Annotated in this window: 17 protein-coding genes, 1 tRNA gene and 1 rRNA gene; 11 read left to right on the plus strand and 8 right to left on the minus strand. The window is 46.1% G+C overall.

Features of this window, described 5'->3' with window-relative positions; genetic code table 11:
* Window positions 1–3 precede the first annotated feature (3 nt).
* The 5 genes from moaC to fni all read right to left on the minus strand — a co-directional run bounded on the left by moaC (window position 4) and on the right by fni (window position 3,621).
* On the minus strand, window positions 4–432 hold the full coding sequence (gene moaC, locus EYM_RS02675) for a cyclic pyranopterin monophosphate synthase MoaC (protein ID WP_075050591.1): 429 nt from the start codon (window positions 430–432) through the stop codon (window positions 4–6).
* A 58-nt stretch (window positions 433–490) separates the two neighbouring features.
* Entirely contained in the window at window positions 491–1,408 is a 918-nt protein-coding gene (locus EYM_RS02680; protein WP_075049557.1) for an iron chelate uptake ABC transporter family permease subunit, read from the minus strand.
* On the minus strand, window positions 1,396–2,331 hold the full coding sequence (locus EYM_RS02685) for a helical backbone metal receptor (RefSeq protein ID WP_075049558.1): 936 nt from the start codon (window positions 2,329–2,331) through the stop codon (window positions 1,396–1,398). The genes EYM_RS02680 and EYM_RS02685 overlap by 13 nt, the downstream gene beginning before the upstream one ends.
* Before the next feature lie 47 nt (window positions 2,332–2,378).
* Window positions 2,379–2,498 (minus strand): 5S ribosomal RNA (gene rrf / locus EYM_RS02690).
* 25 nt (window positions 2,499–2,523) lie between these two features.
* Entirely contained in the window at window positions 2,524–3,621 is a 1,098-nt protein-coding gene (gene fni, locus EYM_RS02695) for a type 2 isopentenyl-diphosphate Delta-isomerase (RefSeq protein WP_075049559.1), read from the minus strand.
* A gap of 83 nt (window positions 3,622–3,704) precedes the next feature.
* Here fni and hypD point away from each other — a divergent pair, with 83 nt between their 5' ends.
* The 7 genes from hypD (at window position 3,705) to EYM_RS02730 (ending at window position 8,853) form a co-directional block, all read left to right on the plus strand.
* Entirely contained in the window at window positions 3,705–4,871 is a 1,167-nt protein-coding gene (gene hypD, locus EYM_RS02700) for a hydrogenase formation protein HypD (protein ID WP_075049560.1), read from the plus strand.
* A 47-nt stretch (window positions 4,872–4,918) separates the two neighbouring features.
* Window positions 4,919–5,293: a hypothetical protein gene (locus tag EYM_RS02705; protein WP_075049561.1), complete on the plus strand. Its 375-nt coding sequence runs from the start codon at window positions 4,919–4,921 to the stop codon at window positions 5,291–5,293.
* Window positions 5,290–5,844, plus strand: coding sequence for a tRNA (cytidine(56)-2'-O)-methyltransferase (locus EYM_RS02710; protein WP_075049562.1), 555 nt, complete (start codon window positions 5,290–5,292; stop codon window positions 5,842–5,844). Before EYM_RS02705 ends, EYM_RS02710 begins: the two co-directional genes overlap by 4 nt.
* Window positions 5,816–6,343 (plus strand): transcription initiation factor IIE subunit alpha family protein, encoded by a 528-nt coding sequence (locus EYM_RS02715; protein ID WP_075049563.1) that lies wholly within the window; start codon window positions 5,816–5,818, stop codon window positions 6,341–6,343. Before EYM_RS02710 ends, EYM_RS02715 begins: the two co-directional genes overlap by 29 nt.
* A complete protein-coding gene (locus EYM_RS02720; RefSeq protein WP_075049564.1) occupies window positions 6,324–7,274 on the plus strand; it encodes a DNA cytosine methyltransferase in 951 nt (316 codons plus the stop codon). Before EYM_RS02715 ends, EYM_RS02720 begins: the two co-directional genes overlap by 20 nt.
* Window positions 7,252–7,905: a hypothetical protein gene (locus tag EYM_RS02725; protein ID WP_075049565.1), complete on the plus strand. Its 654-nt coding sequence runs from the start codon at window positions 7,252–7,254 to the stop codon at window positions 7,903–7,905. The genes EYM_RS02720 and EYM_RS02725 overlap by 23 nt, the downstream gene beginning before the upstream one ends.
* A 123-nt stretch (window positions 7,906–8,028) precedes the next feature.
* Complete coding sequence (locus tag EYM_RS02730) at window positions 8,029–8,853, plus strand: hypothetical protein (RefSeq protein ID WP_168050173.1); 825 nt, start codon at window positions 8,029–8,031, stop codon at window positions 8,851–8,853.
* Here the strand turns inward: EYM_RS02730 and EYM_RS02735 are convergent.
* Window positions 8,850–9,830, minus strand: a complete 981-nt coding sequence (locus tag EYM_RS02735; RefSeq protein WP_075049567.1) for a hypothetical protein — start codon at window positions 9,828–9,830, stop codon at window positions 8,850–8,852. The two genes, EYM_RS02730 and EYM_RS02735, sit on opposite strands and share 4 nt — an antisense overlap.
* 29 nt (window positions 9,831–9,859) lie before the next feature.
* Window positions 9,860–9,947: transfer RNA gene (locus tag EYM_RS02740), tRNA-Leu, on the minus strand.
* Window positions 9,948–9,983: 36 nt separating this feature from the next.
* Here EYM_RS02740 and hypE point away from each other — a divergent pair.
* Both hypE and EYM_RS02750 read left to right on the plus strand, forming a co-directional pair.
* Window positions 9,984–11,066, plus strand: a complete 1,083-nt coding sequence (hypE, locus tag EYM_RS02745) for a hydrogenase expression/formation protein HypE (protein WP_236943431.1) — start codon at window positions 9,984–9,986, stop codon at window positions 11,064–11,066.
* 41 nt (window positions 11,067–11,107) lie between these two features.
* A complete protein-coding gene (locus tag EYM_RS02750) occupies window positions 11,108–12,133 on the plus strand; it encodes a M24 family metallopeptidase (protein ID WP_168050175.1) in 1,026 nt (341 codons plus the stop codon).
* 6 nt (window positions 12,134–12,139) lie between these two features.
* Here EYM_RS02750 and EYM_RS02755 read toward each other — a convergent pair whose 3' ends face one another.
* Window positions 12,140–12,559, minus strand: a complete 420-nt coding sequence (locus tag EYM_RS02755; RefSeq protein WP_168050177.1) for a universal stress protein — start codon at window positions 12,557–12,559, stop codon at window positions 12,140–12,142.
* Between the two features lie 133 nt (window positions 12,560–12,692).
* Between EYM_RS02755 and EYM_RS02760 the strand changes: the two genes are divergently transcribed.
* Together EYM_RS02760 and EYM_RS02765 are read left to right on the plus strand one after the other, a co-directional pair.
* Window positions 12,693–12,908, plus strand: coding sequence for a DUF485 domain-containing protein (locus EYM_RS02760; RefSeq protein ID WP_075049570.1), 216 nt, complete (start codon window positions 12,693–12,695; stop codon window positions 12,906–12,908).
* 5 nt (window positions 12,909–12,913) lie between these two features.
* Window positions 12,914–14,548, plus strand: coding sequence for a sodium/solute symporter (locus EYM_RS02765; RefSeq protein WP_075050593.1), 1,635 nt, complete (start codon window positions 12,914–12,916; stop codon window positions 14,546–14,548).
* Window positions 14,549–14,559 lie beyond the last annotated feature (11 nt).

Here is a 14,559-nt window from a genome sequence, read left to right on the forward strand (position 1 = left end):
GTTTTACTTCTTTACCTTTTGTACTACTTCAATTCTCTCTATCCACGTTTCAGGGTACTGTCCCTCTAGATCCTTCTCGTATTTTTTAACCATATCCCAAATATTGAGAAGAGCAGTGCTTACGGCAGTTAACGCTTCCATTTCAACGCCGGTCTTTTCCGTTGCCTTGACCTTAACTCTAACCTTTAGTCTATTCTCATCCAATCTCTCATACTTAACACCAACGTATGTTATCCTAATTGGGTGACAGAAGGGCAAGAGGGACGGAGTGGCCTTAGCCGCGTTTATCGCTACTGCCTTAGTTATCTCGAAAACGTTCCCCTTTTCTATTTCGCCTTCATATATTCTATCCAGTGTCTCTTTCTTGAGCCTTATAATTCCTTCCGCTATCGCTTCCCTATAAACAACTTCCTTTCCGGTAATGTCAACCATGCCTTCCAAGGCGCTCCTACCTCCTGAACTGGACCGTATGCAAATGCGTTTCACTTGTCTATATCAGTTCGCTTCTTAGTATTAGGAGAGCTAAGGAGAGGCCCCCCATCGTTGAAAGGAAGGCGCCTACGGGCAGTGAACCGTATGGCGTCTCTACGTAGCTACTTAAGGCGTCTGATGTCATCATTACAGTCGATGCAATTAAAAACGTAGTAAATATTTCATAGTAGGGCTCTAGGGGACACAATCTCTTTCCTATGTTCGCTGATATTAGGCCCAAGAACGGTAGAATGCCACAACAACCCGTTACCGAGCCAGCTCCTATAGACGCAACGATGACGCTCTTAGCCAAGGTCCTTTCCGGTTTTATCCCTAGGCTCCTAGCGAAATCTTCCCCGAAGCCGACTGCAGTGGCCTCATCGATTAGAGCAATTGAACCAACTAACGCTAGAACTGAAGCTATTGCCAGACTGAAAGCAGTGCTTCGATCTACGTATTCCGTCGTCCCCAGAAGCAAAGGCAAGAAAGGTCTATTGAGAGATGAGGCTACCAAGTAGGCCAAGAGAGAGGAAAGGCCTTGTAGGGAAATGGAGATAGCTAGGCCCATAATTAGCGCCTTAGAGGCACCTCCTCTAAGGGACGCGAACGCAACGAACGTGCCAACTATTAGAGAGCCGAGGAAGCCCAGCGCAAAGGACGTGCTTTGTTGGAGGGCAATTAAGCCGAATATCAATGCCCCCAAGGAAATGAACAAGAAGGCGCCCGAAAGAGTACCTAAGACGTATGGGTCGACTAAGTCGTTCGAAAGCTCCTTTTGAAGTAAGAGCGTTGGTAAAGCCAAGGACAAGGAAATTAGGTTATCCACTATAACTCTTTGAATTCGTATTTCTAAGACTACTCCCGAGAGCTGGAGAGGGTTCGCGAATCCGCTACCGCCTAGGCTCAAGGAAGAAAAGAAGGAGGCTAGCCAGAGCAATACAAGCCAGATGGATCTTTTACAAGCGCGTGGAGAGCCTTTAGTAGTATCCATGGCGCTTGACTTATCCGAGGTCCCGGTCTCTGAACGACGTCCGCGTACGTTCCATAGATTACGCATATTCGCTTTGCCCTTAGGCCCAAGGCTTTAGCATCTTTAACGGCCCCTTGCGGATCAATTCCTTTCCCACTCAATAATATTACTACGTCCGCATTTAATGATAGGAGTTTCTCTTTGGTTATCCTAGGCCACCCTAGTTGTCCTATGAGGTTTACGGCGTTCAGCTTATTGACTAAATCGCTAATGAAAGTTCCATTGCCTACCGCATAGATGCCCCAGGAGAACGGGTAGAAGAGAATTACTACTTTCACTAATGGATATTTCAAGGATTCCTCTGAGGCCTTGGTTACGTTCTCCTCGATCCATTTAACTACTTCCCCTGCCCTATCGAGTTCGCCGATAGCCTTTCCAATTAGGGTTAAATCGCGCTCTATACAGCCTATCGAGTCACACGCGCCTCCCTTTGTAAAGAGGACTGGGAAGCCTAGTTCGTTGAGTTTGCCTATCATCCTTAGGTCAGCGCCTTCATCAGCTATTACGAGGTCCGGTTCCAGTAAAGCTATTTTTTCTATATTGGGCATCCAGAACGTTCCTATGATCGTTACCCTACCACTCCCGGTCGCGTTAACCAATTGAGCTGGCCAATCGACTGGTTGAACGGTTGCTACGAGTTTCGAACAGTTCATTACACATACGCTCTCCGCAATGGCCGGCGTTAGGGCGATGACCTTCTTAGGAGGGTAATTAAATATAGTTACGTTCCTCCCGAGCGCGTCAATTAACGTAATGGGTGAGGAGGACACAATTACAATGGCTAGCGTTGGGATAGCTATCAGAAGGATAAGCGGGATTGTTAATCTCACGATTTCACCGGGGTGGCGAGGGTTGCTGAGAAATATGTAAATGTAATGGGTCCCGGCACGGGGCGGCTGCGGCGCCTCTCGGACGCCACTGCCTAACCCCGCGCGACCGGCTTAACTTCCGGGTTCGATATGGGTCCGGGTGTTGCCCGGTCGCTGTGGCCGGGACCCGTCTTAGCTCCCTACGGGGTCTCTTTATTTTCTTTTCGGTTTGTTCGATCCCAACCAATATTCGTAGAGGCCTCTCTCTATAATCCACTCTTTAAGTGGACCGAATATTACCGCCTTTCCTTTTATCTCTTCGGCGTTCGGACTAGACGTTAAGAATAGAGCTGCTTTTATCGCTATCATCATTGCCTTCATGAACTTCCTTAACTCCTCTTTCCCGGCATAGGCTGCCTTGAGAGCAGGTAGCGCTACTCCAACTACGTCTGCACCTAGCGCTAGCGCCTTCGCTGCTTCCATACCATTTCTAATTCCACCGGACCCTATTATTATCGAGTTTGGAGCCGCAGTCCTAACTTCCATTATGGAAGCGGCAGTGGGAATTCCCCAGTCGCTTAACCAGGAAGCCGCTAAGCCCAACTCTTCCTCGCCCTTCTCGTATGCTCTATACATTTCGACTTTCACCCAGCTGGTTCCGCCACAACCGGAAACGTCGAAGGCTTGGATACCCACTTCATTGAATGCCTTTGCGGTTTCGTAATCTATTCCAGCTCCGGTTTCCTTAATTATTACCGGCGTGTCTAACTCATCGACGATTTCTGCGACTTTGTCTATTATTCCCTTGAAGTCAACATCGCCTTCTGGCTGGAAGGCTTCTTGGGCAGCGTTCAAGTGTATCGCTATTGCATCAGCGTCGATCATTTCTATTGCTTTTTTAATTTCAGTTACGCCGTAACCCTTCAATAACTGAGGCGCGCCTATGTTTGCTATGAGTAAAGCGTTAGGGGCCTTTTCCCTCGCTATTCTATATGTCCAAGAAAGCGAGGGGTCCTCTATAGCAGCCCTCTGGCTGCCTACCCCCATTCCCAGTCCCAATTCCTCAACGACTTCCGCAATGGTCGCGTTTATCTTGGCGCTATGCTCGTTGCCACCAGTCATCCCAGTTACGATAATTGGTGCGTTAAGCGTTTTGCCGAATAGTTCGATTCGCGTGTCCACTTCGTTGAGGTCGAGTTCCGGTGCAGCGCGGTGAATCAATTTAACGTACTTAAACCAAGTATCCCCGGCCTCTACGTCGTTCAGTAAAGTAATCCTCAGGTGATCTAGCTTTCTGGTCCTAGTTTCCATAATTTGCCTACCTTCTCATTGAAACATCGAGGAAGCTATATGAAGGTCGCTATGATTCCGTAACTTAAGGATTTTAGAACTATTTGCGCAACGCGAGATTAAGGGGAACGACCTCGAAGGACTACGAGACTAAAGTAATTGAAGAAAGCGTCAGAGCTATTGAGAAATTACTACCGATAGCGTTGGAGAAGAAGGGAAAAGACGTTATTAAGGTAATGCACGTATGCGGAACCCATGAACATACTGTGACTCACAACGGTCTCAGGAGCCTGGTTCCACCTCAGCTGGAGATAATTGCCGGACCGGGTTGTCCAGTTTGCATAACCCCCGCTTCGGCCGTAGACGAAATGATAAAGCTCTCCCTTGAAGGAGTTCGAGTATACGCTTACGGCGACGTTTACAAGCTACCGGGGACGAAGGGAAGTTTAGCTACTGCTAGGGCGAGAGGCGGAGACGTAAAGGTCGTTTACGGTTTTCTAGACGCAATGAAAGACGCAAGGGAACACGGCAAAGAAGCCGTTTTCTTCGGAGTGGGTTTCGAAACAACTGTTCCAACGGTTGCGTCTCCGGTGTATTTAGGAAAGGTTCCCGAGAACTTAAAGATATTCTCAGTATATAGATTAACTGCTCCGGGGCTCGATAAAGCGTTGGAAGCTCACAAGGACCTAGGCGTACCTCTTGATGGAATAATTGCTCCGGGTCACGTTTCATCGATTATAGGTGCGAACGCGTGGAAGTATCTACCAGAGAAATACGGGTTACCTACAGTTGTAGCGGGTTTCGAAGCGTACGATTACATGGTAGCTCTAGTTTGGTTATTAAAGCAGATAGTGAAGGGCGAAGCTAGACTGGAGAACGAGTATTCGAGGGTAGTAAAACCAGAAGGCAACGTGATCGCATGGAAGAGGGTTAACGAAGTGTTCTATGTAACGGATGCCTATTGGAGAGGGATAGGCGTCCTACCGAATAGCGGCTTAGAATTTAGGGACGCATACTCTAAGTACGATGCTTCAAAGGAGTATGGTCTCGAAGTGAAACCGACTGAACGGGAGCTACCGCCGGGATGCAAGTGCGCTCAAATAAACTTGGGAATAGCTAAACCTACCGATTGTCCTCATTTCAAGAAGACTTGTACGCCTACCAATCCCATTGGTCCGTGTATGGTGAGCGATGAAGGTACGTGCGCTATATGGGCTAAGTTCGGAGGAGGAGAACTCATAAGGACGCTCGCGAAAGAATTGGGGCTCTGAAGAATAGCTAAAATCACCTTTTTTCAGTTTCCGACTTGGAGGAAGAGATGACTTCCATTTCAGATGCTGCGAAGAAGTTCAAGTTACAACGGGTTAGCAAGGACGATGAAGAACTACTACTAATACCGAACTCTCCCTTCTACGTGGTCGTAAAGAAGGGGCCCGTGTTTAGAGTTAGAATTGGCGTTGATTGGGACAAAATGGAAGAAATCGCTCAAGAGATGATAGATGAAGGGGAAGACAAGGAAGACGTATTGGACGTTATGGATGACTTACTAGATGAAGCATTGAAAATAGCCTACGACGTCATTAAATCTCTTGAAAGGGAAGGAAAGGAGGTTAAATCCGAGCTAACTTCATCTATAATGGATATCAAAGATGAAATGATTGACCGCTTAGAGTACTTGGAGGAAGTGTCTTGAAGGTTTACGTGCTTCGAATAGGGCATAGACCTGAGAGGGACAAAAGGATAACGACTCACGTAGCACTGGTAGCGAGAGCCTTTGGAGCTAGCGGTTTCTTGCTCAATCCATGTGACGAAAAGATAATAGAGAAAATAAGGGAGACTGAGTCCAGATGGGGTCGTTTCTTAGAAGAGATAGAATGTGTTAGATCGCCACTAGATTACGTTAGGAAATGGAAAGAGTCGCGCGGAAAGGTAGTTCACCTAACTATGTATGGAATGAAGCTCGACGAAGCAATAGAAGAGATAAAGGATACCAAGAGCGATCTATTGCTAATAGTGGGTGCAGAGAAAGTTCCCAGGGAATACTATGATCTCGCCGATTGGAACGTTTCTGTAGGTAACCAGCCACACTCGGAGGTGGCAGCGTTAGCCGTTTTCTTGGACAGGTTGTTTGATGGTAAGGAGCTCTACAGAGAGCCTGCGAACCCTCAAATTAAGATAGTTCCTTCGAGAAGGGGAAAAAGGGTGGTTAAAGGAAGTGAAGACTCCGAAGGAGCTTCTAGATGAGTTGCTGAAGTTCATTGAAAAATTGGCTGGAAAAGAAGGAGTAATGGTATTCAAGGAGTTAATGAAATACGACGGGGTAACGGAAGAACAAATTGCAGACGACTTAGGCATGAAGGTCAATGACGTCCGAAAGGTATTGTACAAATTCGAAGAGTATGGCTTAGTTAAGAGCTATAAGGAAAAAGAAGACGAAAACAATCAAATATACTACCTTTGGAGAATAGAGAGAGATACGCTTAACCAGTCTCTATTGCTCCTCAAGAAGGAGGTCTTGAAGAAACTCGAAGAGAAGTTAGAGGATGAAGAAAACGAAGTTTACTTCTATTGTCCTAAGGACTTCACTAGATTAAGGTACTCGGAAGCAATGCTCTATGATTTCACTTGTCCTAAGTGTGGGACTCCCCTTGAGATGGACGAAGATAACTTATCGAAGGTAATTCTCAAGAAATACGTAAATAAGCTCAAAGAGGAAATTGAAAATGAAGAAAAGTCTCTTTGATTTGTTCTCGGGGGCCGGTGGATTCGCTCTCGGTTTCGAAAGGAGCGGTTTCGAGAGCGTTATTGGGGTTGATAACGATAGGGCAGCTATAAGGAGCTATGCAGCTAATCACAAGAAGGCCCTTGCATTAAATGAAGACATTTCCAAGCTATCGTCCAGAGTTCTAGAAAGACTTGGAGGCACACCGGACGTGATAATTGGTTCCCCACCGTGCGAACCCTATACTGCAGCTAACCCGAAAAGGGAAATCAATCCCTTAGATAGGCTCTATAAGGATCCAATAGGTAGATTGGTTCTTCATTTTATAAGAATCGTGGGGGACTTGAAACCAAAGGTTTTCGTCATGGAAAACGTGAAAGGTCTCATCGAAGGAGAACTCAAGAGGGCAATAGCTAACGAGTTCAAGAGGGTTGGTTACGAGAAGGTGTATTTCAATGTACTTAGAGCAGAGGATTACTGCGTGCCATCTCATAGGGTTCGGGTTTTCGTCTCAAACGTTCCAATAAAACCTAAGCCAATATGCAAGAGGCCCGTAACTGTAGAAGAGGCCTTGAAAGATCTCCCTCAGCCGAATAGGGAGTGGCCACCGAATCACGAGCCCCCTTCACTTTCCACTAAACAGTTAAAGAGGATAGCAAAAATTAAGTGGGGAGGGGCTCTGATACACTATAGAGGGAGTGGCGGAAGGTTGTACCCTAACATGGTTAGACTTCACCCCAAGAAACTGGCGCCCACAGTATTGGGAAGTAGCAGGTTCATACACCCATATGAGAATAGGATCCTAACTGTTAGAGAGCAAGCTAGATTAATGAGCTATCCAGACAATTTCATCTTCCTAGGGGGAAGGGACTCGCAATACAACCAAGTGGGCGAGTCCGTACCCCCATTACTGGCAGAGGTGATAGCCAATGTCGTCCGAGAACACTTGTAACGCTCAAGCTTGGTTAAAGGCACTTAGCGAAAAAGGTTGGAAGTGCTCACCTAAAGACGAGAACGAGGCTTACGAGGTACAGAGAAACGTAATAGAGGTGGCGAAGAGCGTATGGGGCGAAGTAATAGGTATGAAGATAGGGCTTACTAGCGAAGAGAGTAGAGCTAAGTTTGGAGGAGGCCCAATTTTCGGACCAATATTTGAGAAAGGTGTCTTAGGAAACGGCAGCTCCATTAACCTATCCAAGCTAAGCGACCCAATATTGGAGCCGGAAATATTTTACTGCAATGGGTCTTACTTCATATCCTTCGAAGTCCCTGACAACAGGTATGGGAAGAAGTGGGACGAATTGAATTACCTAGAAATAATAGCTGATATCGCTGGGTCGTATCGAGTTGTGGTAGGTGATGAACTTCAGTCCTTCGAAGGGGAAGTCGTACTAGAGGGTCCGAATTTGCTTCTAAAAGGAAAGATAAATTCAGATAAGCTTAGAAGGAACGAAGAGCTTCTGAAATCTAAAGCTCCAGATGGGTGCCTACTATTAGGTACTATACTACCAATAGTAAAGGTAAGCGAGGGCCACTATTCTCTCGAGTGTTGTGGAAGTAAAGTAGAAATAGATTTCATATAATTGCGGTCACCTCGTTGCGGGTTCTTCACGAATTCAGCTTTGCTACCTTCGTTCATTCCGCGACTTAAACGCTTCGAAGCGATATTAATAGCCTTTCTAGTTGAGCCCTTTAGGGAAGTTTCGTTGGCTAGAAGGTCGAAGAGCAGGGGTAAAAAAGAGAACTTACTAATAATAGCGTCATCGTTATTCATCTTAATGTTCATCGGTGAAACCATTATCATGTTAGCACCTAGAGGAAGCGGTAGTAACGTCATATCGCGTGAGGAGCTGTTAAAGTACAGATACATTCCATCTCCATCTAACTTCACAGTGATGTTCTTCGGAGCATCAATAAAGGAATGTCCCTTATGTCCTGAAACGTTAAGCAACGTTACTCAAGCAATAAACTCCCTCAAGCGAAGCGAACTATTCTCTAATACCTCAATAGTTATGAAAGTATTCCAATGCAACGGATTCCCTAGCTGTCAAGATAAGGAAAGCCTAGTAAACTTCAAGCTCTACAGGGTCTCGCAAGTTCCACTCGTTATAATCTCATATAGAGGATTCCTCGTGCCAATAGACGTGGTAGGCATGTCCCCGCAAGAGATAGCTACCCTATTAGCCGCATGGTACCAAATACTCAAAGTGGCTTGGAAACCTCCGGCCAGAGGTCTAGTAGTCGCGTATTTCTATGATGGTAACCACACTAGTCCCTATTGGGACATAATAAAGAAGGAATTGGTCTCTAGGAACGTAACAGTGGTTGAATTCGGGTGTAAAAGCTATCCTTCCAATTGTACAAATAATATTGAAGCATACGCAACGATGCTGGCCTTGGGAATTTCTCCGAATAACCTACCTCTAATGTTGGTCTTCAAGGATTCGGCTATAGCATTGGAACTCCAACTTAAGGGTCCAGTCAATATAAATGAGATCGTTGAGAAGATTGAGACTCTAAAGGAAAGTTAAGTAACTTCGATCTTTTCGAGTGACTTGCCCCTAAGGGCGACCAGATCGCCTTTATCATTGAACAATATCTCATCATCAAGAATTAAGGGATAGTTGTCACACAGCGCGTACTTTGGGACTATCTCTTGCGCTTCTAGCTTAAATACGGCCACGCACCAAAGCTCGGTTTTATTCGATACTCTGTATCCAGATACTAATATCTCGTAACCTCTACTATCTATCAGTGTCACGTCCCTTAGAGGTTGAGAAGGCGTCTTAGGGTAGCCGTTGCTATCTATTGCAAGCATCCTGTTAACTTCGTTGTTGCCGCTTCCGCTCCTGAGTAATTCATATACCACGTGATCCTTTGCTAGGAGAGCATTGCCTACTATTCGGAAGGCGTTCCTTATTCGCATCTTTAGTCCATTACAGTCTATATAGTAACATTCGCTTTCGAAGCACTTGTAAGCTGTACCGGAAGGAGTAACTCCTTCAACCCTAATTGGAGTTCTCGCTATTACCTTTACGTTTCCTCGTTCATCTATCTCTAAGAGTTGGGTTCCCTTCGGAGTTACAACGAAAATCCTTAGCTTGGTTATTCCTCCACATCTGTTCGAGCGAACTGGTAAGACGTTTCCTAAATCGTTAACTATCGTTTTACCAGTAACTAAGTCTATTACATTTCTCGAATTCATGTCGTAAAAGGGAAGTACCTCGCCTGTCCACTTGACGTCGAAAAGCGTTCTACCGTATATCTTGTTTCCATTTACTTCAGCCACATCGTATCCTATGGATCGCTTTACAACTACTTTAGCGCCCTCACTATCTAGCTTAGCAATTAGGTATGGATAACTGTCGATTATGGATCGTCGAACGGTAATTTCCTCTCCTGATTCACTAATTAGAATGCTTTTTCCATTGCGGTAGAATAAGGCGTATATTTTCCCGTGCTCTCGGACAAGCAGAGCAGATGATTCATCGGCCTTTAACGTGATCACGCCCCTTCTCAGCCTCCCGCGCAGGTACTTGGTGCGGGGGGTGGGATTTGAACCCACGCAGGCCTACGCCATCGGGTCCTAAGCCCGACCCCTTTGGCCAGGCTCGGGCACCCCCGCACCCATCAGCATTCCAAAAATTCCGTTTTTAAGTGTTTGCCGAGAACGAAGAGGTTACTCAAACTTAATTTAATTTCAAACGGTCTCAAGTCTACTGAGGTGGATTCGTTGAGTGTTACCTTAGCAATAGGTTCTGGAGGAAAGGATACGGAAGACTTCGTAAAGAGATTCATTCTACCGCTCTTTAAGCTAAGAAGCTTGGGGGGAGTAGGCCTAGAGGACATGGAAGACGGTGCTACCATTCCAATTGGCGATGGAAAACATTTAGTAATCAGTATCGATAGCTACACTGTTAATCCGCCTTTCTTCCCTGGGGGTAACATAGGCAAGCTGGCTGCCTCCGGGTCCTTAAACGACGTCGCTGTCATGGGAGCGGAGCCGAAGGCTCTCATGGACGCAATTATAGTTGAAGAGGGTTTCCCTTTGAGGGATTTAAAGACCATATTAAATTCGATGGCTGAAGTAGCGAATTCCATGGACGTCGCGTTATTAGGCGGTGACACGAAGGTTATGCCTAAGGGAAGCATTGACAAGATAGTCATTGCTACCGTTGGAATAGGTATCGCTGAAGAACCCTTGCTAACTCTCGACCGGGCCCGTCCAGGGGACAAGATCATAGTAACCGGACCCGTTGGAGATCACGGAGCCACTATCCTGGCGCTCCAGTTCAACCTTAAAGTTGAGACGCTCAAAAGCGACGTCAGACCGATTTGGAGTGCAGTAAGGGCATTAAGGAAGTTCGGAGACAACTTGAGAAGCGCTAAGGACCCCACGAGAGGAGGTCTAGCGATGGCTTTAAACGAAATAGCCGAGAGATCGGGCAATAGCATAGTGGTCTACGAAGACGCAATACCAATGAAGAACGAAGTGAGGACCTATGCTGAAATGCTTGGGGTTGAACCTCTCGCTCTGGCTTCGGAAGGACAAGCAATTTTCGTAGTAGATCCATCTATAGAAGAAGAGGCGTTAGAGGCCTTAAGGAAGGAAGGCTACGAGGAAGCCAGGACTATAGGCGAGGTAAAGGGAGGCAAGAGCGGCTACGTTGTTCTAAAGACCCGGGTAGGAGGTCTAAGGATATTAGAAAAGCCCATAGGCGAACTAGTTCCTAGGATATGTTAATTTCCCTCTTACTGATGATATATGAGACATGGTTAGTCGGATTGTACGCGGAACAATCTTACAGGAGAAAGGTTGAGTTACTGAAAAGGAATGGATGTGTAATAATAGCTAGTCCATCTAATGTGAGGTGGTTAGTGGGCACGGAAGGAGGCATCGTTCTAATAGATGAAACGAAGGAAGTCATGGTCGCCCCGAAATTAGAACTAGATAGGATAAGGAAATCCGTCGAGTGGATAGAGGTAATAGAAGGCCCAAGAGGTTCTCTCTGGAAGAAAGTAAGAGATCTATGCAGTGGTCCATACTATGCGGACTTAGCCTATTTGAACTACTCTCAAGCCAATTCACTAGTAAGTGAATTTAAGGCGAAGGACGTCTCGAAAGAGATAGCGAGGCTAAGAAGGTCTAAGGACGAATACGAGCTTAAGACAATTAAGTCAGCCTTGAAAATAGCCGAAGATGCCTTCAAAATAACTTGGGAAGAGTTGAGAGAAGGCATTACGGAGCTTCAAGCCGCCGGCATACTTGAGATGCGCATGAGGGAATTAGGTGCTCAAGAATACGCGTTCAATACCATCTCAGCCTTCGGCGAGAACTCGGCGGAGCCTCATCACATACCAAGCGCTAGGAAGTGGGGCTTAAACGAGATCGCGCTCTTCGATTTCGGTGCCGTAGTGAATGGATTCCGAAGCGATATCACGAGAACGTTCGCACCAGATAGAAGATCTGAATGGATGATAGCTGTACTTGAGGCAGTCAACGAATCGATGAAGGCTGTGAGGGAAGGCGTTCGAGCCTCTGATATAGACGCAATAGCTAGAAACGTCTTGAAAGAGTACGGTTACGAGAAAGCGTTTATCCATGGTCTCGGACACGGTGTTGGGGCTGATATTCACGAACCACCTTATCTCTCGCCCTCATCTAACGACGTGCTAGTTGAAGGAGATGTAGTTACAATAGAGCCCGGCATTTACTTCCAAGGGGAAGGTGGAATTAGAGTAGAGCAAATGGTAGTAGTAAAGAGGAACGGCTGGGAAGTTTTAAACGAGCTTCCCGCATTATGGTATTGAAAAACATCACTTAACTATTAGCACGGGTCTATCGCTTAACCGAATAACCTTCTCAGAAGTGCTTCCAATTAACAACTTCTTTATACCACTATAACCGTGCGCACCTAGAATTATTACGTAGACGTCAAATTTCTTGGCATTTTCAACTATCTTCTCCGCAGGAGTACCGGCATCGATTACGCCTTCAGCTTCTATCCCACTTTCTTTCAACACGTTCACTGCCTCATTGATAACTTCCTTGGCTTTCTCCTCCAGCTCCTCAGCTATTTTACCGTGATATTCGCCGAAAAGTTCTGTTGCAACGTCGACGTTTATTACGTAAAGGACGTAGACTTTCGCGTTCAACTTCTTCGCGAAGTCTTTAGTGAAGTTCAGGGCGTCCTTTGAAGGCTTTGAACCATCGTAAGCCAGTAGAACCTTCTCCAAGATTCCAAACCTCCATAACGTTTATTGGAAATCTTACAAATATTTCTTTCGGTATACATATACAAATATATATTTACCGTACGGTAACAATATTAACCTTTATATACATGTATACGAAGAGATGGGTGCGGAGGTGGAGGTAGTGAGGAACATAGAGTTAACGGTGATTGTACCATACTTGATAATATACTTCGGAATGGCCGTACTCTTCGGCGGTCTAAAGGATGTTGCCGGAACACCGATTGCTGGCGGACTGACCGTTGGATTGCTCTACGCTTTGCTAATGTTCCCCATAACCTGGGGAACTGTTCTCCTATACACTTACCTAAGAGGTAAGGAGAGGAGGTGATAGGTATGTTCTCGATAGTAGCTCTCATAATGGTTATAGTAGTTGCTGCCGTAACTATGGGTATAGCTTGGTGGAGCTATAAAAGAGTGAGGAGCATTCAAGACTTCTACGCTGCTGGTAGATCCGTGCCGTGGATACTAATTGCGTGGGCATTGACTTCCAACTACCTCAGCGCCGCTTCCTTCTTGGGAGTGGCTGGAGGTATCAGTAACTTCGGGTTGGATAGAGTATGGGACCCTATAGGGTACTTCGCCGGATGGGTGCTCGTATTAGTAATCGCGGCTGAGTACATAAGGAAGATCGGTAAATTCACTGTGGCTGACGTACTGAACGAAAGATACGTAGGCTCTAAGGAGCTAAGAGCTTTAGCAATGATATCAACTGTAATTATTTCGACGTTCTACATGATACCACAAATGATTGGTGCAGGCTCTCTGATGAGCCTACTCCTCGACTGGCCCTATCACGTAGCTGTTGTAGTAGTTGGAGCAATAGTAGTACTAGTAGTCATGATGGGCGGTATAAGATCCACTGTATACAGCCAAGTGTTCCAAGCGCTCGTATTATGGTTCGCAATGCTAGCTATATTCCTAGGTTACCTAGCGTTCTTCGGCGGTCCTAGCGCGATAATCGATAAAGCCTATCAGGTACCACCACCGGCAATAGCTAAGAAACTGGTTTCCCAAGAGCTACTTAAGAGCTACGTGCCCTCCCTAGATAACATAAAGTTCACTGAAGCACTAGAGAAGAGTCTGCAACTGGCTGGTCAGATAATTGAGAAGAACCCGGATGTAATAAGACTCGTCCAACCTGGTGCGTTCGCTAGAGACATATGGAACCAGTTGAGCTTGGCCTTAGGTATAATACTAGGAACCATGGGCCTGCCACACATTCTAATCTACTTCTATACGGTACCGAGACCCGAAGATGCAAGGAAGGGAACGGTTGGAGCGATATTCAACATAGGTCTGTTCTACCTATTCTCTATATTCGTTGGATTCGCCGCCGGTACAGTGCTCTTCTCATTGATAACCTACTGGCTCGTGACCGGCTACGCTCCGTGGGCAAAGAACATGCCAGTGGTCGTAAGTGGAAAGATATTGGGTGGTGAATTCCTCATGGGTCTAGCCGCTGCTGGAGCATTCGCTGCGATCCTCTCAACCGTAGGAGGTCTAATGGTGGCCGCAACAAACAGCGTCGCATATGATCTCTATACAAACATAATAAAGAGAGGAGAGGCTAGTGAAGAGGAACAACTCCTCGTGGCCAGGATAGTAGCAATAATAGTTGGTGCAATAGCGATAATAGGTGGACTAGTCCTAAAGGGATTCGACGTATCCTACTTAGTAGTCCTAGCGTTCGGTATCGCCGCCAGCTCCTTCGCAACTACTCTAATAATGACCTTATGGTGGAAAGACTTCACTAGGCAAGGAGCTCTAGCGTCAATGTTGGTAGGTCTAATAGTAGCAGTTCTATTCGTATTACTGAGACTAGGGGGTGCCAAGGCCTTAGGTCCAATACCCGTACTAGTGCAACCGGCGCTCTACAGCGTTCCAGCTTCCTTCATAGCAGGAATAGTAGTAAGCAAGCTAACATCAGAGAAGGGTAAGGAAGGTTTCTTAGAAGAGATACATTCATAACACTCATAAAT

It is taken from the genome of Ignicoccus islandicus DSM 13165 (assembly GCF_001481685.1).
Classification (GTDB): Archaea; Thermoproteota; Thermoprotei_A; order Sulfolobales; family Ignicoccaceae; genus Ignicoccus; species Ignicoccus islandicus.